The organism is Paracoccus yibinensis (genome assembly GCF_030846195.1).
Classification (GTDB): Bacteria; Pseudomonadota; Alphaproteobacteria; order Rhodobacterales; family Rhodobacteraceae; genus Paracoccus; species Paracoccus yibinensis.
In genome coordinates this window covers 162,181-182,738 of record NZ_JAVCWH010000005.1, presented here as the reverse complement: position 1 = coordinate 182,738, position 20,558 = coordinate 162,181, and the positions used below count along the sequence as shown (strand labels likewise).

General features: G+C 67.9%; 14 protein-coding genes. 11 read left to right on the top strand and 3 right to left on the bottom strand.

Annotated elements, in window-relative coordinates; translation table 11 throughout:
- Positions 1-42 precede the first annotated feature (42 nt).
- The 5 genes from RAH32_RS12990 to RAH32_RS12970 are packed head-to-tail and all read left to right on the top strand — an operon-like array spanning position 43 to position 7,404.
- On the top strand, positions 43-2,070 hold the full coding sequence (locus tag RAH32_RS12990; RefSeq protein ID WP_306608360.1) for a TonB-dependent receptor: 2,028 nt from the start codon (positions 43-45) through the stop codon (positions 2,068-2,070).
- Entirely contained in the window at positions 2,067-2,966 is a 900-nt protein-coding gene (locus RAH32_RS12985) for an ABC transporter substrate-binding protein (RefSeq protein WP_306608490.1), read from the top strand. Before RAH32_RS12990 ends, RAH32_RS12985 begins: the two co-directional genes overlap by 4 nt.
- Entirely contained in the window at positions 2,963-4,927 is a 1,965-nt protein-coding gene (gene fhuB / locus RAH32_RS12980; RefSeq protein ID WP_306608359.1) for a Fe(3+)-hydroxamate ABC transporter permease FhuB, read from the top strand. Before RAH32_RS12985 ends, fhuB begins: the two co-directional genes overlap by 4 nt.
- Positions 4,924-5,691: an ABC transporter ATP-binding protein gene (locus RAH32_RS12975; RefSeq protein WP_306608358.1), complete on the top strand. Its 768-nt coding sequence runs from the start codon at positions 4,924-4,926 to the stop codon at positions 5,689-5,691. Before fhuB ends, RAH32_RS12975 begins: the two co-directional genes overlap by 4 nt.
- Before the next feature lie 12 nt (positions 5,692-5,703).
- The gene (locus RAH32_RS12970; RefSeq protein WP_306608357.1) at positions 5,704-7,404 is read left to right on the top strand and encodes an ABC transporter ATP-binding protein; all 1,701 of its coding nucleotides are present in this window, start codon (positions 5,704-5,706) and stop codon (positions 7,402-7,404) included.
- Between the two features lie 137 nt (positions 7,405-7,541).
- Here the strand turns inward: RAH32_RS12970 and RAH32_RS12965 are convergent, their stop codons facing one another.
- Positions 7,542-8,513 (bottom strand): siderophore-interacting protein, encoded by a 972-nt coding sequence (locus tag RAH32_RS12965; RefSeq protein WP_306608356.1) that lies wholly within the window; start codon positions 8,511-8,513, stop codon positions 7,542-7,544.
- A 76-nt stretch (positions 8,514-8,589) separates the two neighbouring features.
- Here RAH32_RS12965 and RAH32_RS12960 point away from each other — a divergent pair, with 76 nt between their 5' ends.
- On the top strand, positions 8,590-9,483 hold the full coding sequence (locus tag RAH32_RS12960; RefSeq protein WP_306608355.1) for a helix-turn-helix domain-containing protein: 894 nt from the start codon (positions 8,590-8,592) through the stop codon (positions 9,481-9,483).
- Between the two features lie 6 nt (positions 9,484-9,489).
- Here RAH32_RS12960 and RAH32_RS12955 read toward each other — a convergent pair whose 3' ends face one another.
- Positions 9,490-11,610: a TonB-dependent siderophore receptor gene (locus RAH32_RS12955; RefSeq protein WP_306608354.1), complete on the bottom strand. Its 2,121-nt coding sequence runs from the start codon at positions 11,608-11,610 to the stop codon at positions 9,490-9,492.
- Positions 11,611-11,885: 275 nt separating this feature from the next.
- On the opposite strand from RAH32_RS12955, the gene RAH32_RS12950 reads away from it, so the two are divergent.
- From RAH32_RS12950 to RAH32_RS12935, 4 genes are read left to right on the top strand one after another with little or no spacing between them, the layout of a single operon-like run.
- On the top strand, positions 11,886-12,866 hold the full coding sequence (locus tag RAH32_RS12950; RefSeq protein ID WP_306608353.1) for an iron-siderophore ABC transporter substrate-binding protein: 981 nt from the start codon (positions 11,886-11,888) through the stop codon (positions 12,864-12,866).
- The gene (locus RAH32_RS12945; protein ID WP_306608352.1) at positions 12,863-13,894 is read left to right on the top strand and encodes a FecCD family ABC transporter permease; all 1,032 of its coding nucleotides are present in this window, start codon (positions 12,863-12,865) and stop codon (positions 13,892-13,894) included. Before RAH32_RS12950 ends, RAH32_RS12945 begins: the two co-directional genes overlap by 4 nt.
- Positions 13,891-14,919 carry a FecCD family ABC transporter permease gene (locus tag RAH32_RS12940; RefSeq protein ID WP_306608351.1) on the top strand — a complete coding sequence of 343 codons (1,029 nt, stop codon included), beginning with the start codon at positions 13,891-13,893 and terminating at the stop codon, positions 14,917-14,919. Before RAH32_RS12945 ends, RAH32_RS12940 begins: the two co-directional genes overlap by 4 nt.
- Positions 14,916-15,713: an ABC transporter ATP-binding protein gene (locus tag RAH32_RS12935; protein ID WP_306608350.1), complete on the top strand. Its 798-nt coding sequence runs from the start codon at positions 14,916-14,918 to the stop codon at positions 15,711-15,713. Before RAH32_RS12940 ends, RAH32_RS12935 begins: the two co-directional genes overlap by 4 nt.
- A 38-nt stretch (positions 15,714-15,751) precedes the next feature.
- Here RAH32_RS12935 and katG read toward each other — a convergent pair whose 3' ends face one another.
- Positions 15,752-17,989, bottom strand: a complete 2,238-nt coding sequence (gene katG / locus RAH32_RS12930) for a catalase/peroxidase HPI (protein ID WP_306608349.1) — start codon at positions 17,987-17,989, stop codon at positions 15,752-15,754.
- A gap of 262 nt (positions 17,990-18,251) precedes the next feature.
- On the opposite strand from katG, the gene RAH32_RS12925 reads away from it, so the two are divergent.
- Positions 18,252-20,435, top strand: a complete 2,184-nt coding sequence (locus RAH32_RS12925; protein ID WP_306608348.1) for a Hint domain-containing protein — start codon at positions 18,252-18,254, stop codon at positions 20,433-20,435.
- Positions 20,436-20,558 lie beyond the last annotated feature (123 nt).

Here is a 20,558-nt window from a genome sequence, read left to right as displayed (position 1 = left end):
TCCTGGCCAGCGTCAGCGCGCTTGCCCTTGGCCTGTCCCGCCTTGGCGCAGGATGCCGCCACCCCTGCCGACGACTCGGTCTTTGTCCTGGGCGACATCACCCTGACCGTGGATGACGTCGCGGGCTATTTCGCCAATGGCGCGCAGGCCACGAAGTCGTCGGTGCCGATCAGCGAGGCGCAGCAATCCATCAGCGTCGTGACCGAGGAGCAGATCACCGAGCAAGGTTCCGAGAACCTGGGCGAGGCGCTGAACTATTCCGCCGGCGTGCTGGGCCAGCCCTTCGGCAACGACCCGCGCTTCAACAACCCGACCCTGCGGGGCTTTCCCGGGGAACGCGCGCAATATGTGAACGGACTGCGCCAAGGCCGCCTGTTCGGCGCCGTCGATTACGAGATCTACGGGATGCAGCAGGTCGAGGTTCTGCGCGGACCGTCGTCCTCGCTTTATGGTTCCGGCTCGCCTGCAGGGATCATCAACCAGGTCCAGAAGCGCGCCCAGTCCACCGATTTCGGCGAGATCGGGCTGGGCCTCGACAGCGACGAAGGCAAGCAGCTGTTCTTCGACGTGAACCGTGCCCCCGACGCGGACCTGTCATGGCGCCTGACCGGGACGGGCCGCGACATCCGCACCCAGGTCGATGACCTGGACAACACGCGCGGCTATCTGGCAGGCGCGGTCCGCTGGACCCCGGACGAGGCGACGACCATCGACTTCCTGTCGTCCTATACAAAGGATTCCCCCATCACGCCGGTGGGCGTGCCCTATGCGCTGACGCAATCGGGCGACCTGGACGACCTGCGCGACCTGAACGCGGGCGAACCGGATTTCGATGACAGCGACCGCAAGCTGTTCACCCTGGGGGTCGAGGTCAGCCACGAGCTGGCGAACGGCTGGACCCTGTCACAGGGCGTGCGCTATGAGGATTTCGACTGGAACTACGACGCAACCTCCTGCGCCTTCTTCTGTCCGCTGAACGCGGACGGCACCTTCGACCGCACCACCATCCGCCAGAGCGAGGACAGCCAGACCATAAGCGCCGACACCCGCCTGTCGGGCGAGATCGTGACGGGTGCGGCGACGCACCAGGTGCTGCTTGGGCTGGACGTGCAGAAATACGATTCGGAAGACTTCACCATCTTCGGCACGGCGGCGCCGCTGGATCCGTCGAACCCGGTCTATAACCCCGATGCGGTCACGCTGGACGGCTTCCGGGGCGGGCGCGACATCACCTTCAAGCAGATCGGCCTTTACGCCCAGGACGAGGTGTCCCTGGGCAACTGGCGCGGATCGGCCGGCATCCGCTATGACCGGGCGGAACAGGACGGCCTATCCTATGGCGCGGATTCAGGCTTTGACGACAGCCAGGTGACGGGACGGCTGGGCCTGGGCTATGCCTTCGCCAACGGGCTTCTGCCCTATGCCAGCTATTCGACCTCGTTCGAGCCGCTGCCGGGCACCGACATCGAGGGCGCGGCCCTGCAACCGACCGAAGGCAAGCAGTGGGAAGTGGGCCTGAAATACAGCCCCACCGCCTTCGAGGGGCTGTTCACTGCTGCCATCTACGATCTGCGCCAGACCAACCTGACCCGCCCGGTGTCCGAGCAGATCGACGGCGAAACCCGCAGCGGCCTGCGCCAGATCGGCGAGGCGAAGTCGCGCGGGCTGGAACTGTCGGCCATCGCTACCGTCGCGGATGGCTGGGACGTGCAGGCCTCCTATGCTTATAACGATACCGAACAGCTTGAAGGCGAAGACGAGGGCAATGCCCTGCCCAACGCGCCCAAGCATCTGGCAAGCCTGTGGGTGATGCGCGACTTCGGCAACGGCATTCGCGCGGGCGGCGGCATTCGCCATGTGGGCGAACACTTCGGGGATGAGGCCAATACCCTGGATCTGGACAGCCAGACCCTGGTGGATCTGGGCGCCAGCTATACCCGCGGCAATGTCGAGGCCGCGCTGAACGTGTCCAACCTGACCGACAAGGCCTATGTCGCAAGCTGTTCCAGTTTCGGCTGCTTCTTCGGCGAGGGCCGCACCCTGTCGGCGACGGTCAAGTACACATGGTGACGGGCGGGGGCATCATGCCCTCGCGTCGTGCGATCCTGACCGCCGCCGGGGCATTCCTGGCGGCGGGCTTGCCTTTGCGGGCCGCCCCTCCTGCGCCACGTCTTGCAGCCATCGACTGGGCGATGCTGGAAACGGCGACAGCCATCGGCCACATGCCCATTGCCGCCGCCGAACTGGTCCGCTTCCGCCAGGATGTGATCACGCCCACGATCCCCCCGGATGTCACCGACCTGGGCCTGCGCGGCGCCCCGAACTTCGAGCTGCTGCAACTGGTCCGGCCGGATTTGATCCTGTCATCGCCCTATTACACCCATTATCAGGACCGGCTGCGCCAGATCGCCCCGGTCCTGTCGCTGCCCTTCTTCGTGCCTGCCGAACCGCCCCTGCCCAAGGCGCTTGCCGCCCTGATCGCCTTAGCCGATGCCATCGGCGATCCGGCGGCAGGCGCGCGTGCCAGGGCGGCGACCGAGACAACACTGGACAGTCTTGCGGCCCGGCTGGCGCCGTTCCGCGACAGGCCGGTGGCCCTTGTCAGCATCGGCGATGCGCGGCACATGCGGGTCTTCGGTTTCGACAGCCTGTTTGGCAGCACGCTGGACAGGCTGGGTCTGCGCAACGCCTGGGCGGGTGACACCGCCTTCAGCTTTCTTGCCCCGGTTCCGCTGGAACGTCTTGCGGACATGGCCGATGCTCGGCTGGTCAATGTCGGCGCCTTGCCCCCCGCCGCCGACCGCGCGCTGTCGCGCAGCATCCTGTGGCGCGCCCTGCCCCCGGTGGCCCAGGGGCGGACCTATCTGTTGCCCGACACCAATGCCTTTGGCGCCGTCCCCGCCGCGCTGCGCTTTGCCACGCTGCTGGCGCAGGCCTTCGAGACGGGACCAGAGGCCATCGCATGACCGCGCGGCTGCTGCCCCTTGCCCTGCTGGCAGCAGCCCTGTGGCTGTGGGCGGCGTTGCATCTGCTGCCCCTGGCCCAATGGCCTGCCTGGCCGCTGGATCCGGCACGGATGGACATTCCGCAGATCCTGCTGGGCTTCGGGCTGATGCCGCGCGGGATCGTCGCCCTGCTGGCGGGCGCGGTTCTGGGCCTGTCGGGCGCAATCCTGCAGGTCGTCCTGCGCAATCCCGTGGCCGACCCGACCACGCTGGGAATCTCGGCCGGTGCGCAACTGGCGCTGGTAACGGCCACGATCATGGCCCCCTCCCTGTTGGAGGGGGGGCGCTGGCCGGTTGCCATGGCGGGTGCGGGAATGGCCGCCGGGTTGGTCCTGCTGATCGGCGCGCGGCGGGCCTTCGCGCCGGTGACGATGGTGATCGCGGGAATGCTGGCAGGGATGACCGCCGGCGCGGCGGCCACGGCCATGACGCTGGCGCAGGGCGAATACCTGCTGTCGCTGGTGATCTGGAACGGCGGTTCGCTGGTCCAGCAGGACTGGTCGGGGGTGCGGGCGCTGGCGGCGGTGCTGGCCTTCGGGATGGTAGCGGCGGCCCTTCTGGCGCGCCCCTTGCGCGTGCTGTCGCTGGGCATCCAGGGCGCGCAGGGCCTGGGCGTGAATGTGGCCACGGTGCGCCTTCTCGCCGTCGGCGTGGCGGTGATCCTGGCCGCCGCTGTGTCCGCCGAACTGGGGCTGATCGCCTTCGTGGGCCTTGCCGCGCCTGCCTTGGCGCGCACCCTGGGCGCGGTCTCGATCCCCCGCCTGCTGACCTTGTCCCCGCTGATCGGCGCGCTGATCCTGTCGGTCTGCGACGGGCTGGTGCTGCTGACAGCCGACCGCGTGGGAGAGATGTTTCCGACCGGCGCGTTGACGGGGTTGATCGGTGGGCCGCTGCTGATCTGGCTGCTGCCCCGCCTGCGCGGTTCGACCCCGCCGGGGACCGAGCGCGCCGAAGGCCCCGCGCCGCGCCGTGACCACCCTGCGCCCTTGCTGATCGGACTGGCGGTGGCCCTGGTGGTGACGGCCCTCGTGCTGGTCTGGATCGGACGGGTGCCGGGCGGATGGGCGGTGCTGGACGCCGAAAGCTTCGCGGCCTTCCTGCCGATGCGCTTGCCGCGCCTGATCGCCGCCTGTTCGGCAGGCGCGGCACTGGCGATCGCGGGCGCGATCCTGCAACGGCTGACGGCGAACCCGCTCGCCTCGCCCGAGGTGCTGGGCGTCTCGGGCGGCGCGGCCATGGGCTATGCTGGCGTGGTCTATCTGGCCGCGGCGCCGACCGCCGTTGCGCTGACGGCGGGATCGATGGCCGGCGGAGCGGTGGCCTTGGTGCTGGTCGCAGCCTTCGTCAGCCGCCGCGACATGCCCGCCGAACGGGTGCTGCTGGCGGGGATCGCGGTCTCGGCGCTGGCCTCGGGGGTGCTGTCGGCAGCGATGGCCGTGGGGGATACCCGGTCCTTCCAGATCCTCGCCTGGCTTTCAGGCTCGTCCTCGGCGGTGACGATGCCGGGGGCGCTGGCCCTGGCGGCGGTGGCGGCAACGCTTTGGGCTGGCGCGTTGACCGCGCGGCGCTGGCTGGCGGTGCTGCCCTTGGGCGCAGGGGTCGCGGGCGGGCTTGGCCTGCCCCTGCGGCTGGCGCGGATGGCGCTGATCGCCCTGGCCGGGGTGGCGACGGGGGCGGCGACCGTGCTGGTCGGACCCTTGTCCTTCGTGGGCCTGATGGCCCCGCACATGGCCCGCCGCCTGGGCCTTGCCCGCCCCGGCGATCACGTCACGGGTGCCGCGCTGATCGGGGCGGGGTTGATGCTGGCTGCCGATTTCGGGGCGCGGATGGCGGGCTTTCCCTACGAACTGCCACTGGGGCTGTTCGCCTCGCTGATCGGGGCGCCCTGGCTGATCTGGCTGATGATGAGACCGCAGCGATGAACCTTTTTTCCATCACCGATCTGACGGTCGATGTCCCCGGTCGCCGGTTGCTGCACGGGCTGACGCTGGACCTGCCGCCGGGCCAGATGATCGCCCTGATCGGCCACAACGGATCGGGCAAATCGACGCTGCTGAAGGTGCTGGCCCGCCAGATCCCGGCCAGCGGCAGCGTCGCCTTCGAGAACCGCGCCCTGTCCGATTGGCGCGCGCGAGACTACGCCCGACGCCTGGCCTTCCTGCCCCAGCACCCCCCCGCCGCCGAGGGCATGACGGTGCGCGAACTGGTGGCGCTTGGCCGATACCCCTGGCACGGCGCGCTTGGCCGCTTCGGTCCCGACGACCACGCCACCGTCGCCCGCGCGATGGAGGAATGCGGCGTTTCCCTCTTCGCGGGCCGCCTGGTCGATACCCTTTCGGGCGGCGAACGCCAGCGTGCCTGGCTGGCCATGACGGTCGCCCAGCAGGCAGGAACCCTGCTGCTGGACGAACCCATCAGCGCGCTGGACATCGCTCACCAGGTCGAGGTTCTGGCGCTTGTCCGCCGCATGTGCCATGAGGCGGGCCGCAGCGCCGTGATCGTCCTGCACGAGGTCAACATGGCCGCCCGGTTCTGCGACCATGTGGTCGCGCTGAAGGGGGGCTGGCTGGCCTTGCAGGGCGGCCCCGCCGACCTGATGCAACCTGCGGTGCTGGAACGGATCTATGGCCTGCCCATGCAGGTGCTGACACGCCCGGATGGCAGCCCGGTGGCCATCCCCGCCTGAAGGAAACAACCGATGCTGCGCCAGTTCTTTTCCTATTACCGCCCGTTCATGGGGTTGTTCTGGCTGGATTTCGGCTGCGCGGTGCTGTCGGGCCTTCTGGAACTGGCCTTTCCGCTGGCCGTCACGGCCTTCATCGACCACCTGCTGCCCCAAGGCGACTGGACGCTGACGGTCGCCGCCGCCATTGGCTTGCTGGTGCTTTATGCCGTCAACGCGGGCCTGCTGACGGTGGTGATCTATTGGGGCCACAAGCTGGGCATCAACATCGAGACGGAAATGCGCGCCCGCGCCTTCGACCACCTGACGCGGCTGTCCTGGCGCTGGTATGACCGCGCGCGGACCGGCAAGCTGGTCGCCCGCGTGACCCGCGACCTGGAGGAGATCGGCGAGGTTGCCCATCACGGCCCCGAGGATGCCTTCATCGCCATCATGACCTTCGTGGGCGCCTTCGCGCTGATGTTTTGGGTCAACCCGCAGCTTGCGGTGATCGTGGCGCTGATCGTGCCGGCGATGCTGGCCATCGTGATCGTCTATGGCGGGCGCATGACGCAAACCTGGCGCGCCATCTATTCCCGCGTGGGCGATTTCAACGTCCGGCTGGAGGAGGCGCTTGGCGGCGTCCGCGTGGTCCAGGCCTTCGGCAACGAGGCGCATGAAAACCACCTGTTCGCCGCCGACAATGCCCGTTACCGCCAGGCCAAGCTGGACGCATACAGGGTCATGGCCGCGTCCAACGCCCTGCAATACATGGGCCTGCGGCTGGTGCAGGTGGTCGTCATGGTGGTGGGCGCGGGCTTCGTGCTGTCGGGCGACCTGACCACCGGCGGCTTCGTGGGCTTCCTGTTGCTGGTCGGCGTCTTCTATCGCCCGTTGGAAAAGATCGCCGCCGTGATCGAAACCTATCCCCGCGGCATAGCCGGGTTCCGCCGCTATCAGGAACTGCTGGCGACCGATCCCGAGATCGCCGATGCCCCGGGCGCCATCGAGGCCCCGGCCCTGCGCGGCGACATCCGGTTTGAAAACGTCGGCTTCGCCTATGAGGAAGGCCGCACCATCCTGGACTGCATCGACCTGACCGTCCGCGCGGGCAAAACCGTGGCCTTTGTCGGCCCGTCGGGCGCGGGAAAGACCACGCTGCTGGCGCTGCTGCCCCGCTTCTATGAACCGACGCAGGGCCGTATCACGGTGGACGGGCTGGCGCTTGCCGACATGCGGCTGAACAGCCTGCGCCGTCAGATCGGGCTGGTCAGCCAGGACGTGTTCCTGTTCGGCGGCACACTGCGCGAGAACATCGGCTATGGCCGCCTGGGCGCCACGGATGACGAAATCCGCCAGGCCGCCGCACAGGCCCAGCTGACCCAGATGATCGACAACCTGCCCGACGGGCTGGACACCGTCGTGGGCGAGCGCGGGGTGATGCTGTCGGGCGGGCAGAAGCAGCGCGTGGCCATCGCCCGCGCCTTTCTGAAGAACCCCCCGATCCTGATCCTGGACGAGGCGACAAGCGCGCTCGACAGCCAGACGGAACGGGAAATCCAGACGGCGCTGGATGCGCTTGCGGTGGGGCGCACGACCCTAGTGATCGCGCATCGCCTGGGCACGATCCGCAACGCCGACCGCATCGTCGTCATGCAGGCGGGCCGGATCGCCGAAATCGGCAGCCATGCCGACCTGATCGCCAGGGGCGGCATCTATGCGGCGCTGGCGGCCTGAAGGCCAGCATTCAGTCCGGGATCCCGATCGACCGACAAGACAGGAAATGCCGGGATCGGTCCCGTAGGGTGGGGTTTCACCCCACCTTTGTGGGCGCGGTGGGGCAAACCCCACCCTACCCTTGCCCCCCGGATGCCCTAACCCCAATAGGCGGCGGCGGTGAAGGCCTTGCGGTCGATCCCGCGCGCCAGAAGGTGCTGGCGGGCCTGGCGGGCCTGCCCGGCCTCGGCGGCGAACCAGACAAAATCACCCTGCCCCAGGTCGGCCGAAGCCAGGGCCGTCAGAAGGTCGTCGCAGCGCGTGACGCGCGGGTCGGCCGCCAGCGGGCCAAGGTCGGGATAGGCGGCGCGGATATGGGCCGTCGCCGCGCCCCGCGCCAGGTCCAGCATCCGCGCGATGGCAGGCAGCGCGGTCTCGTCCCCGAACAGCTGCAGGCGGTCCGCCTCGGGGCACCAGCCGCCTCCGGGGCCGATGATGCCGACCTCGGCCCCCTCCGGCCCGGACAGCGCCCAGTCGCAGGTCGGGCTGCCCGCATGGCGGAAGATGTCGAAATCCAGCCAGTCCTCCCGCTGGTCTGCCACGGTATAGACCGGCCGATGCAGCGCATCCGGCCCGTCGGGCCATTCTGTCCGGCCTGATGCGCCGATGCGCGGCCAGACCGCCGCACGGCCCCTGGGCGGCAACAGCAGGCGGAAATGCAGGCTGCCCATGCCGAACCGTGCCGCATCCGGTCCGGCAATCCGCACCCGGATGAAGCCAGGCGTCCGCCTCGTCACCGATCGCACGCGCATCAGCGACAGCCCCGGCGCCAGCGCGCCCGTATCCACGCGGTCCCAGGCGACCTCCAGCCCGGCTTCGGCGAACAGTTCGGTGGCGCTGTCCTGAAGCGAACCGATCAGCCGCTTTTCGGGCGCGCTGAGTTCGACGCGCAGATCGTCCCCGCCAGGCACCAGCCGCAATTCGCAGCCCCAGACGAACATGCTCAGCGCCTCGGGCGTTTCGACCAGCGGCACCTCCCAGGCGGCGGCGCGGGCCTTCAGCGCGGCCGCGGCTGCGCCGGATGCGCGGGGGATGGTGCCGAAATTGCGGTGGCTGCGCAGTTGAGACATGAAGCAGACCTTTCCATGGATGGGCTTTTCTTATACGGAACAAATTTAGTCAACAATATGGAAACCGGCCGCCCGCATGAGCTATCTGCACAGGATGACCTGCCGGACCGAAGGGATCCGGGCGACCGTGCCGGTCCGCTGGCGCGCGCTGGATGGCATGGCCGGCGTCTTCTGGCAGGCCGAGGGGCAGGCGGGCGCCAAGGGCTATTACCTGTCACCCGACCCGCGCATCGTGTTGTTTCTGAACGACGTGTCGGCCCATATCCTGATCTCGGAACGCGACGGCACGGTCCCGGCCCAGGGTCGACCGATGCTGCGCGCAATCTATGTTCCGGCGGGCCAGCCGTTATGGTCCGGCTTCACCGCCAGCCATCGGTTCGCGCATCTTGACCTGCATATCCACCATGACCGCCTGCTGCGGTTCCTGTCGCCGTCGCTGGGCGCGTCGGATGCCCTGTCCGTCCTGCGCCGCCCGGCCGAGGTGCAGGACGCCCCGGCCCTGGACACGCTGGCCGGGCTTCTGGTGGAAGAGGTGACCCGCCCCAGCCGCCATGCGGCCTTTGCCGAAAGCCTGGTGGGCAGCATCGCGACGGGGCTTCTGGACATTCCGGCGGGTGGCAACGACCGGGCTTCGGGCGGTCTGACGCCCGCGCAGATGCGCAGGCTGACGGCGGCGCTGGAGGCGCGTCCCGACCGGCGCATGACGGTGGCGGACATGGCGGCGGCCGTGGGATTGTCGGAAAGCTGGTTCGCGGCGGTCTTCAAGCAGACCACGGGTCAGACGCCGCTACAATGGCAACTGGGCCAGCGGATCGCCCGGGCGCAGCGCCTGCTGGCGGACAGCAGCCTGACCGTGGCCGAGGTCGCGGCGCAACTGGGCTTTTCCGATCAGGCGCACCTGACGCGCGCCTTCCGGCAGGTCGCGGGGGAAACACCCGCCGCGTGGCGGCGGATGCGGCTGGCAGGTTAGCGCGCCCTAGAAGCTGTGGCGCAGGGTCACGGCGACGGCACGCCCTGGATTGTAGTAATCCGCCGTGCCGCGCCCCACGACATGCTGTTCGTCCAGCAGGTTGCTGACATTGACGGCCAGGTTGGTGTTGTCCTGCACCTGATAATTGAAGGCCGCGTCCAGCGTGATCGAGGACTCTGCCTTGCCCGTATCGTTCGAGATCGCGAAGTAATACGACCCGACATAGCGCGCGCCCAGGCCGAAGGTCATGTCGCCGCGCGTCTGGGTGCCCGGCAGGGTATAGTTCACCCACAGCGACGCCATGTGGTTCGGCACGTCGCTGAACTCGTTTCCTTCCACGTCCACGCCCCGGATCGGGCCCGACCGCAGCACCTTGGATTCCATATAGGAATAGGACGCGATCACATCGACATTGCCGGCCAGTTCCGCCTTGCCTTCCAGGTCGAACCCGCGCGCGCGCTGTTCGCCCACCAGTTCGCGGGTGATGTTGCCGTCGGGCTGGACCACGGCCACGGTGACGTTGTTCTTGCGCAGATCATAGACCGAGGCCGAGATCAGCGCGTTCGTTCCGGCAGGCTGGTATTTCATGCCCAGTTCGTATTGCTCGCCCCGTTCGGGTTCGACGCCGATGCCCGGAGGGGCGACGGATTCGACATAGCTGGCATAGGCCGAAATCTCGCTGTTGATCTTCCAGGTCAGCGCCCCCCGGACCGAGGTTTCCGCGAAATCATCGGCGGACCGCACGCCGTTCAGCGTTTCCTCGATGTCCAGCCGGTCGTGGCGCAGGCCCAGGGTCGCGATGAAGCGATCGTCGAAGGACAGGTTCTGCTGCACGAACAGTGACTGGGTGCTGTATTCGTTGTCGCGCAACTCATAAGGCGCGGCCAGTTCGCCCGGCGCCCCCGAATAGACCGGATTGGCGATGTCGATCGGGGTATAGGCCCCGAAGAACGGCGCGCTGGTGGTGGATGCGTCGCGGAACTCGATCCCGGCCACGGTGCTGCTGTCGAAGCGTTCAAGGCTGCGGTCGTATTGCAGGATGACATTGCCGATCAGCTCCTCGGCGGTGTTGTCGCCCCCGAAATACCAGCGGTCCACGACCGTGCCGACCCGCGCCGGGCTGTCCGACAGATAGACATAGCCGAAGTCGCTTTTCAGGTCGCTGTAGCGCAGGTTCGCGCGCAGGTTCAGGCCGTTTTCGAAGTCATGTTCCAAAAGGCCGGTGATGCTGGCGCGTTCGACGTTCTGATAGTTGAAATCCGGCTCACCGAAGAAATCGCTGCGGTCGTATTCGCGGTCCAGCGGATAGCCGCCGCTGTTCGGGGTGTTCTCGCGTTTCAGGTAGTCGGCGATCACGCTCAGCGTGGTGGCGGCGCCAGGCTGCCAGGACAACCCGCCCATCAGAAAGCGCGAATCGTTCCGGGATTGGTCGTAATCCCGTTCGCCGTCCTGGACCTTGCCGGTCAGGCGATAGGCCAGCGTTCCTTCGGCGTTCAGCACGTCGCCTGCATCGAACCCGTATTCCGCATTGCGGGGCGAGCCGACGGAGCCGTAAACCTCGCCGAACCGTTCGAAGCGCGGCTGCTTGGTCACGAAGTTGATCGTGCCGCCCGGGTCGGATGTGCCGAACAGGGTCGAGTTGCCGCCCCGGATCACCTCGGTCCGCTCGAAGGCATAGGGTTCCTCGCGCACGCTGCGCATGGAGCCAAGGGTCAGGCCGTCGCGATAGGTGGTCGCCTGGAACCCGCGGACCAGGACATAGTCGTTGCGGTCGTCGGTGCCATAGTAATCGGTATGGATGCCCGCCGAATAGCTCAGCACTTCCTCCAGCGTGTCGGCATTGCGGTCGCGGACTTCCTTTTCGGTGATGACGGACACCGATGCCGGGGTGTCCAGGATGCTGGTCGCCACCTTGCCGCCGACCCACAGTTCCTGGGCCACGATCGAATTCGCGTCGTCATCGGCCTGGGCGTCCGCATTGATCAGGATCGGCGACAGGCGATAGGGGGACTCCTCGGTCCCGGTGCCGGTATCCTGGGCAAGGGCCGGGGATGCGATCAGCGCCGTGCAGCCCAGCAGAAGGGCCGTCAGGGTCCGGCAGGCGCCGGATGAAAGGTCATGTGCCATGGTCAAGGTCCCGCATTGTCAGTGTTGTTGCTGCTGGCGTCCGGGAATGCCGGTGGCTGGCAGGAAAGGCGCCCATGCGGCAGCCCCCACGCCGGCAGGCCGGGGGGATCGCATGGGCACGTTGCCGCGCGTCTTAATCGGGCCTTCCGCCCTTGTCTTGTAGATTCCTACGGTTTTTGTCAGAAAGCATGGGAAACCGCCGCCTGACGGCCTGCCGCCGCTTGACGGCAGGGGCTGGTCGCAGGCAATCCGCACCTATCGCTGAAGGAGATCCCATGTCGATCCGACTTCGTCCGCTTGCCGTCCTTCTGGCCTGGATAGGCGGCGCAGGCATGGCCCTGGCGCAGGAATTTCCCGTCACCATTCCCCATGCCTTCGGAACGACCGTCATCTCCGCCAAGCCGCAGCGCGTGGCGACGGTCGCGTCGGGCAACCACGAGGTTCCGCTGGCGCTTGGCGTCGTGCCGGTGGGCATGGCGGCGGCGAATTACGGCGATGACGATGGCGACGGCCTGCTGCCCTGGGTCGCCGAAAGGCTGGACGAACTGGGCGCCGAACCCCCCGTCCTGTTCGACGAAGGCGACGGCATCGACTTCGAGGCGGTCGCGGCGACCCGGCCCGACGTGATCCTGGCCGCCTATTCGGGCCTGAGCCGGGCCGATTACGACACGCTGTCCCGGATCGCGCCGGTCGTGGCCTATCCCGACGGGGCCTGGACGACCGAATGGCGGCAGATGATCCGCATGAACAGCGCCGGCATGGGAATGGCGGCCGAGGGCGAGGCCCTGATCGCCCGGATGGAAGCAGCCATCGCGGACGCAGTCGCCCGCCATCCTGAACTGAACGGAAAAACGGCGATGTTCGTGACGCATCTGGACAGCACCAACCTGTCGGTCGTGAACTTCTATTCCGCCCATGACACGCGGGTAAAGTTCTTCCAGGATCTGGGCCTTGCCATGCCCGCAAGCGTCATCCAGGCAACACAGCCGGGGCAGTTCTTCGGATCCGTCAGCGCGGAACGGATCGACGCCTTCGACGACGTGGACATCCTCGTGACCTATGGCGGGGCGGACCTGCTGGCGGCGATGCGGGCCGACCCGCTGATGGCGCATATGCCCACCGTCGCGCACGAAGCCGTGGTCATGCTGAAGAATGACCCCTTGGGCAATGCGGCGAACCCGACGCCGCTGGGGCTGCCCTATGTCCTGGAAGATTACGCCGCCATGCTGGCCGAGGCCGCGCAGAAATCCCCATGACGGCCCACTCCGCCATTTCCGGCCCGGCTTGGCGGCCTGGCGGCACCCGGACCCTGTGGCTGGCCGCGATGCTTGTGGCCCTGGGGGTGCTGTGCGCGCTATCGGTAGCCATCGGCACGCGCGAGGTCGGGCTTGACGACATCGCCGCCGCACTGCGGGGCCAGGCGGACAGCATCGGCCAGACGGCGGTGGCGGCGCGCATTCCGCGCACCGTGCTGGCGGCCTTGGCGGGTGCGGCATTGGGGGTGGCAGGCGCCGTCATGCAGGGGGTGACGCGCAATCCCTTGGCCGATCCCGGCATCCTGGGGGTCAACCTGGGCGCATCGCTGGCGGTTGCGGTGGGGGTGGCATGGTTCGGCATCGCCTCTGCCCAAGCCTATATCTGGGTGGCGGTCCTTGGGGCCGGGGCCACGGCGGTCTTCGTCTATGCCATCGGATCGCTGGGACGGGGCGGGCCGACGCCGCTGAAGCTGGCGCTTGCGGGGATGGCCACCTCGGTTGCGTTCGTGTCGCTGGTCACGGCGGTGATGCTGTCGCGAGGCGACATCGCGGGCGGGCTGCACGCCTGGCAGATCGGCGGGGTGGGCGGCGCGACCTTCGCGCGCATGGCCCATGTGCTGCCCTTCCTGGCGGCGGGTTTCGCCCTTTGCCTGATATCGGCGCGCAAGCTGAACCTGCTGGCCCTGGGGGACGACATGGCGGCGGGCCTGGGCGAACGCGTGGCCGTTGCACGCGGCCTGGCTTCGCTTGGGGCGATCCTGCTCTGCGGGGCGACGACGGCGATCTGCGGGCCGATCGGCTTCGTGGGCCTGGTGGTGCCGCATCTTGGCCGGCTGCTGGTTGGCGTGGACCACCGCTGGCTGCTGCCCTTCTCGGCCCTGATCGGGGCCTGCCTGCTGATCGCATCCGACATTGCGGGGCGCCTGATCGCCCGCCCGTCCGAACTGGACGTGGGCATCGTCACCGCCTTCGTCGGGGCGCCCTTCTTCATCTGGATCGTGCGCCGCGCAAGGGTGCGCGACCTATGACCGCCACCCTGTCGATCCAGACCGGCCGCCTGCGCCGGGCCCGCCGCCGCGTCACGGTCATCGGCGGCCTGTTGATCCTGGTGCTGGCGGGTTTCGCGCTGACGCTGATGCAGGGCCAGTCCTTCGTGCCGCCGGGCGACGTGCTGCGGGTGCTGGCAGGGCATGACGTGCCAGGGGCGTCCTTTACCGTGGGACAGTTGCGCCTGCCGCGCGCCGCGTTGTCGGTGCTGGCGGGGCTGTCCTTCGGGCTGGGGGGTGCGGCCTTCCAGATCATGCTGCGCAATCCGCTGGCCAGCCCCGACATCATCGGTATCAGCCGGGGCGCCAGCGCCGCGGCGGTGTTCGGCATCGTCGTGCTGGGGATCGACGGGCCGATGCTATCGGTTTTTGCCGTCATCGCCGGGCTTGCGGTGGCGGTCCTGATCCATGGCCTGTCGCATCAGGGCGGCGTTGCGGGCACCCGGCTGATCCTGGTGGGGATCGGCGTATCGGCCATGCTGGACAGCTTCATCGCCTATACCCTGTCGCGGGCGCCTTCGTGGGACCTGGCCGAGGCGATGCGCTGGCTGACCGGCAGCGTCAACGGCGCGCAACTGTCCCAGGCCCTGCCCCTGCTGGTGTCGCTGGCGGTCTTTGGCGGGCTGCTGGTCAGCCGCGTCCGCGACCTCGAGGCGCTTCGCCTGGGCGACGACACCGCCGCGGCCCTGGGCACGAACGTGGCCCGGACGCGCCTGCTGGTGATCGTGGCCGCCGTGGGCCTGATCGCGGTGGCCACCGCCGTGACCGGGCCGGTGGCCTTCGTGGCCTTCCTGGCCGGACCCATCGCCGCGCGGATCCTGGGGCCGAACGGATCGGTGCTGATCCCGGCGGCGCTTGTGGGGGCGCTTCTGGTCCTGGTCGGCGACTATGTGGGCCAGTTCCTGCTGCCCACGCGCTTTCCCGTTGGCGTCGTCACCGGCGCCCTGGGGGCGCCCTATCTGATTTACCTGATCGTGCGCGTGAACCGCGCCGGAGGATCGTTGTGAGCCGTCATTCCCTTTCCGTCCACGGCCTTGTCGCAGGCTACGGCGACCGCACGATCCTGCACGGGCTGGATCTGGACGTGCTGCCGGGCCGGATCACCGCCATCGTCGGCGCCAATGCCTGCGGGAAATCGACCCTGCTGCGGTCCATGTCGCGGCTGCTTACCCCACGCGCAGGCCAGGTGCTTCTGGACGGCAAGGCGATCCACAGGATGCCGCCCCGGCGGGTCGCGCAGGTCATGGGCCTTCTGCCGCAATCGCCCGTCGCGCCGGAAGGCATCACCGTGGCAGACCTGGTCAGCCGGGGCCGCCATCCCCATCACGGCATCCTGTCCCGCTGGTCGCCCGCCGACGATAAGGCTGTGGCCGCCGCGCTGGAGGCCACGAAGACCACCGACCTGGCCGAACGCGCGGTGGACGAATTGTCGGGCGGGCAGCGCCAGCGGGTCTGGATCGCCATGGCCCTGGCTCAGCAGACCGACCTGCTGCTGCTGGACGAACCCACGACCTTCCTGGACATCAGCCATCAGGTCGAGGTGCTGGATCTGCTGACCGACCTGAACCACCGGCGCGGCACGACGGTGGTGATGGTGCTGCACGACCTGAACCTGGCCGCGCGCTATGCCGATCATCTGGTCGCCATGGCAGGCGGCAGACTGCACGCGCAGGGCACGCCCGAGGCCGTGCTGACGGTCGATACCGTCCGCGCGGTCTTCGGGCTGGACAGCCGGATCATCCCCGACCCCACCTCGGGGCGGCCGATGATGCTGCCCATCGGGCGGCACCGGATGGCGTGACGGAAAGCCGGGCTGTCACGCCCGGCTTTCCAATTCGATTACTGCGGATCGAGTTGCCGCCGCGCGTCGAAGCGGTCGGCGTTCATCACCTTGGACCAGGCCTTGCCGAAGTCGCGGACGAACTTCTGCTGGCAGTCGTCCTGGGCATAAACCTCGGCGATGGCGCGCAGTTGCGAGTTCGAGCCGAAGATCAGGTCCACCCGCGTCGCCGTCCAGCGATGCGCGCCTGTCCTGCGGTCGGTGCCGTCGAAGACCATCTGGTCGTCGTTCTGCGCCTTCCAGACCGTGTCCATCGACAAGAGGTTGACGAAGAAGTCATTCGTCAGCTGCCCCGGACGGTCCGTCAGCACGCCGTGGTCGGTATGGTCCCAGTTGGCATCCAGCGCGCGCAAGCCGCCGACCAGCACCGTCATTTCGGGCGCGGTCAGGGTCAGAAGCTGGGCGCGGTCGATCAGCAGTTCCTCGGCCGGGACGTTGAACTTCTGGCGCTGATAGTTGCGGAAACCATCGGCCAAAGGCTCCATCCAGTCGAAGCTTTCCACGTCGGTCTGGTCCTGCGTGGCGTCGCCCCGGCCCGGGATGAAGTCGAGCCGCAGATCAAAGCCCGCGGCCCGGGCCGCCGCTTCGACCGCCGCATCGCCGCCCAGCACGATCAGGTCGGCCAGCGACACCTTCTTCGCGCCCTTGGCGTCGAAATCGGCCTTGATGCCTTCCAGCACCGACAGGACGCGGGCCAGTTGCTCGGGCTGGTTCGCCTCCCAGTCCTTCTGGGGTGCCAGGCGGATCCGCGCGCCATTGGCGCCGCCGCGATAGTCCGAACCGCGGAAGGTCGAGGCCGAGGCCCAGGCCGTCGCCACCAGTTCCGGCCCGGTCAGGCCGGAGGCCAGCACCTGTTCCTTCAGCGCCGCCACGTCGGCGGCATCGATCAGCGGATGATGCGGCGCGGGGATCGGATCCTGCCAGATCAGGTCTTCCGACGGCACCTCGGGGCCTTCGTACAGCACCTTCGGTCCCATGTCGCGATGGGTCAGCTTGAACCAGGCGCGGGCAAAGGCGTCGGCGAACTGGTCGGGGTTGTTCAGGAAGCGCAGCGAGATCTCGCGATAGATCGGATCCTCGCGCAGCGACAGGTCGGTGGTCAGCATCGCAGGGGCGATCTTCTTCGACGGGTCATGCGCGTCGGGCACCGTGCCCTCACCCGCGCCGTCCTTGGGCTTCCACTGCCAGGCGCCTGCGGGCGACTTGGTCAGTTCCCATTCGTATTCGAACAGGTTCTTGAAGAACCCCATGCTCCATTGCGTCGGGGTCTGGGTCCAGACGACCTCCAGCCCGGACGAGATGGTATCCGCGCCATGGCCCTTGCCGAACTTGCTGGTCCAGCCGAGGCCCTGCAATTCGATGGCGGACCCTTCGGGATCCACATCGACATGGGATGCCTCGCCCGCGCCATGGGTCTTGCCGAAGGTGTGGCCGCCCGCGATCAGGGCCACGGTTTCCTCGTCGTTCATGGCCATGCGCTTGAAGGTTTCGCGGATGTCGCGCGCGGCGGCGATCGGGTCGGGCTTGCCGTCCGGGCCTTCGGGGTTCACGTAGATCAGGCCCATCTGCACGGCGGCCAGCGGGCTTGCAAGTTCGCGGTCACCCGAATAGCGGCTGTTCGGCTTGTCCGAGGTCGCCAGCCACTCCGTTTCCGATCCCCAATAGATGTCCTCGGCCGGTTCCCAGACATCGGGGCGCCCGCCGCCGAAGCCGAAGGGCTTGAAACCCATCGATTCCAGCGCGACGTTGCCGGTCAGGATCAGCAGATCGGCCCAGGACAGGGCGTTGCCGTATTTCTTCTTGATCGGCCACAGAAGACGCCGGGCCTTGTCCAGGTTCACGTTGTCTGGCCAGGAATTCAGCGGCGCAAACCGCTGCGCCCCCGACCGCGCGCCGCCGCGTCCGTCCGCGGTGCGATAGGTGCCGGCGCTGTGCCAGGCCATGCGCACGAACAGCGGGCCGTAATGCCCCCAGTCGGCGGGCCACCAGTCCTGGCTGTCGGTCATCAGCGCGCGCAGGTCGGCCTTGACGGCGTCCAGGTCCAGCTTGCGGAACGCCTCAGCATAGTTGAAATCCGCGCCCAGCGGGTTCGCCTGTTCGTTGTTCTGGTGCAGAATCTTCAGGTTAAGCTGTTCCGGCCACCATTCGCGGTTCGACCGCGCCTTGGCGCGCGTGTTGCGGTTGCCGCTCGCCTGTATGGGGCAAAGCGCGCCCGCGCTTGGGGTCTTGTCATCCATCTCGTCTCTCCTTGACGTGCCGCCTTGGCCGTGGGGCGGCCCCCGGCCGGGTCGTTTGCGGCGCGCATGGTAAGGTCTGTGGCAGGGACGGCAAGACCGCAGACGGCCCGGCACACGCGCTCAAGACATTATGACCGGAATGCCATATGACCGATAGATCTGCATCGCGCTGCAGGATGACGTTTCTACCGGCCCTTTTCCCGTGATAGATGTCGGCCACGACCATTCAGGCGTCTGTCATTCGGGAACAAAGGACCCCTCGATGCCCACCACATTCAACTGGATCTACCTCGGCCAGAGCGCGACCTTCATCGACGATCAGGAAGGCAATTCGGATGCCGAACGCGCGTCGCTGCTGAACAACACCACCTGGGGCAGCAACAGTGCGCCGCTTTACCAGAAGGTGGCCTCGGTCACCACCATCGACCGGGGCGGCGTCGCGGGTGCGCTGGATACCAACAACCTTGTGATCAACGACCGATACAGCACGGATATCGGCAATGGCGTCCAGACCCTGACCCATGACGCAAGCGCGGTCTATACGGTCCTGATCACCTATGCCGACGGCACGACCGCCACCACATCGGCGACGGTGGCGCAATCGACCGGGGGACACCTGTTCCTTGCCCCGCCCAGATCAACCGTCAACCCGGCCCTGACCGCCAAGCCGATCGCCACCGTCCGGCTGAGCGGGGCGACCGATTTCGAGGATGTGAATTTCCAGGCCGACCGCACGGTGATCGGCTTTGACAACGGCGTGGTCGAGGGCACGACGGGCAACGACCTGATCAATGCCGCCTATGTCGAACCCGTGGCCAACGGCTCGGATGTGATAGACGGTGCCGATGGCTTGAACGACATCGTGCGCGCCGGGGCCGGCAACGACACGGTCCGGTCGGGCCTGGGCAACGATTCCATCCTGGGCGAGGCGGGCAACGACAGCCTGGAAGGCGGCGACGGCAACGACACGCTGGACGGCGGGGTAGGGCTTGACACCCTGCTGGGCGACGCCGGAACCGATGTCCTGCTGGGCGGGGCCGATGCCGACAGCCTGGTCGGCGGCGCAGGGGCCGACACCCTGTCGGGCGGCGACGGCAACGATCGTCTGTTCGGCGATGACACACTGGGCACGGATACGCTGGGCGGCGCCGACACCATCGACGGGGGCGCGGGCGACGATGTCGTGCGCGCGGGCGTCGGCAACGACACCGTCCTTGGTGGAGCTGGCGCCGATTCGATCCTGGGCGACGCCGGCAACGACGTCCTTTACGGCGACGACACCCTGGGAACGGATACACTGGGGGGTGCCGATACCATCGACGGCGGCCTGGGCAATGATTCCGTCCTGGGCGGTTTCGGTGCCGACCTTCTGGCCGGCGGCGCGGGCACCGACACGGTCAACGGGGGTGCCGGCAATGACGTGATCGGGGGCGGCACGCTGTCCGGCGCCGCCTTCACCGACGACAACCAGGCCGATACCCTGACCGGCGGCGAGGGGTTCGACCGATTCATCGCCGGAAACGGCGATCTGATCGCGGATTTCGGCACTGCCGCGGGCGGCAACGCCAATGACGGAAATGCCGCCAACAACGATTTCGTCGATCTGTCGGGCTACTACAACGATGCGAATCTGGCGACGATCAACGCGGCAAGGATCGCGGCGGGCCAGAAACCCTATGCCACTGCGCTGGGCTGGATGCGCGCCGACCAGGCCGACGGTGTGTTGAACGACATCACCACCGCAAACGGCTTCAGGGCGAACTTTTCGCTTCGCCTCCAGAACGGCGGCACTGCCGTGGGGGGCAGCGCCCTGACCCGCGATACGGTCAACGTGATCTGCTTCGCGGCCGATGTGCTGATCGACACGGTGCATGGACCGGTCGCGGCCGGCGATCTGCGGATCGGCAATATGGTTCTGACGCGCGACCACGGGCCGCAGCCGGTGCGCTGGATCGGCAAGCGCCGCCTGGATGCGGCCGACCTGGACGCGGCCCCGCATCTGCGCCCGGTCCGCATCGCCAGGGGCGCGCTTGGCGCAGACCTGCCCCGGGCGGATCTGGTCGTCTCGCCCCAGCACCGCGTCCTGGTGCGGTCGCGCATCGCGCAGAAGATGTTCGGCGCCGAGGAGGTGCTGGTTGCGGCCAAGCAGCTGTGCCAGATCGACGGCATTGACCTGGCACAGGATCTGGACGGTGTCACCTATGTCCATTTCCTGTTCGACGACCACCAGATCGTCGTCTCGAACGGCGCGGAAACGGAATCGCTGCACCCCGGCGCCGAGGCCATGAAGTCCGTGGGTCCCGCCGCGCGCGAGGAAATCTTCGCGATCTTTCCCGAACTGCGCGAGGGCGCCGAGCGCCCTGCCGCCCGGTTGCTGACCTCGGGCCGCATGGGCCGCAAGCTGGCGGTGCGTCACCACCAGAACGGCAAGCCGCTGGTGGCCTGAACCCGGATGCGCCGCCCGCCTTGGGGCGGCGCCTTCATCCGGCGGAAAATCCCGCTGACGGAAATCTTGCTGCAAGCCACGTGTTTCGTGGCAACCAAACCCCCCGCGCGGCGGTTCTGGAAC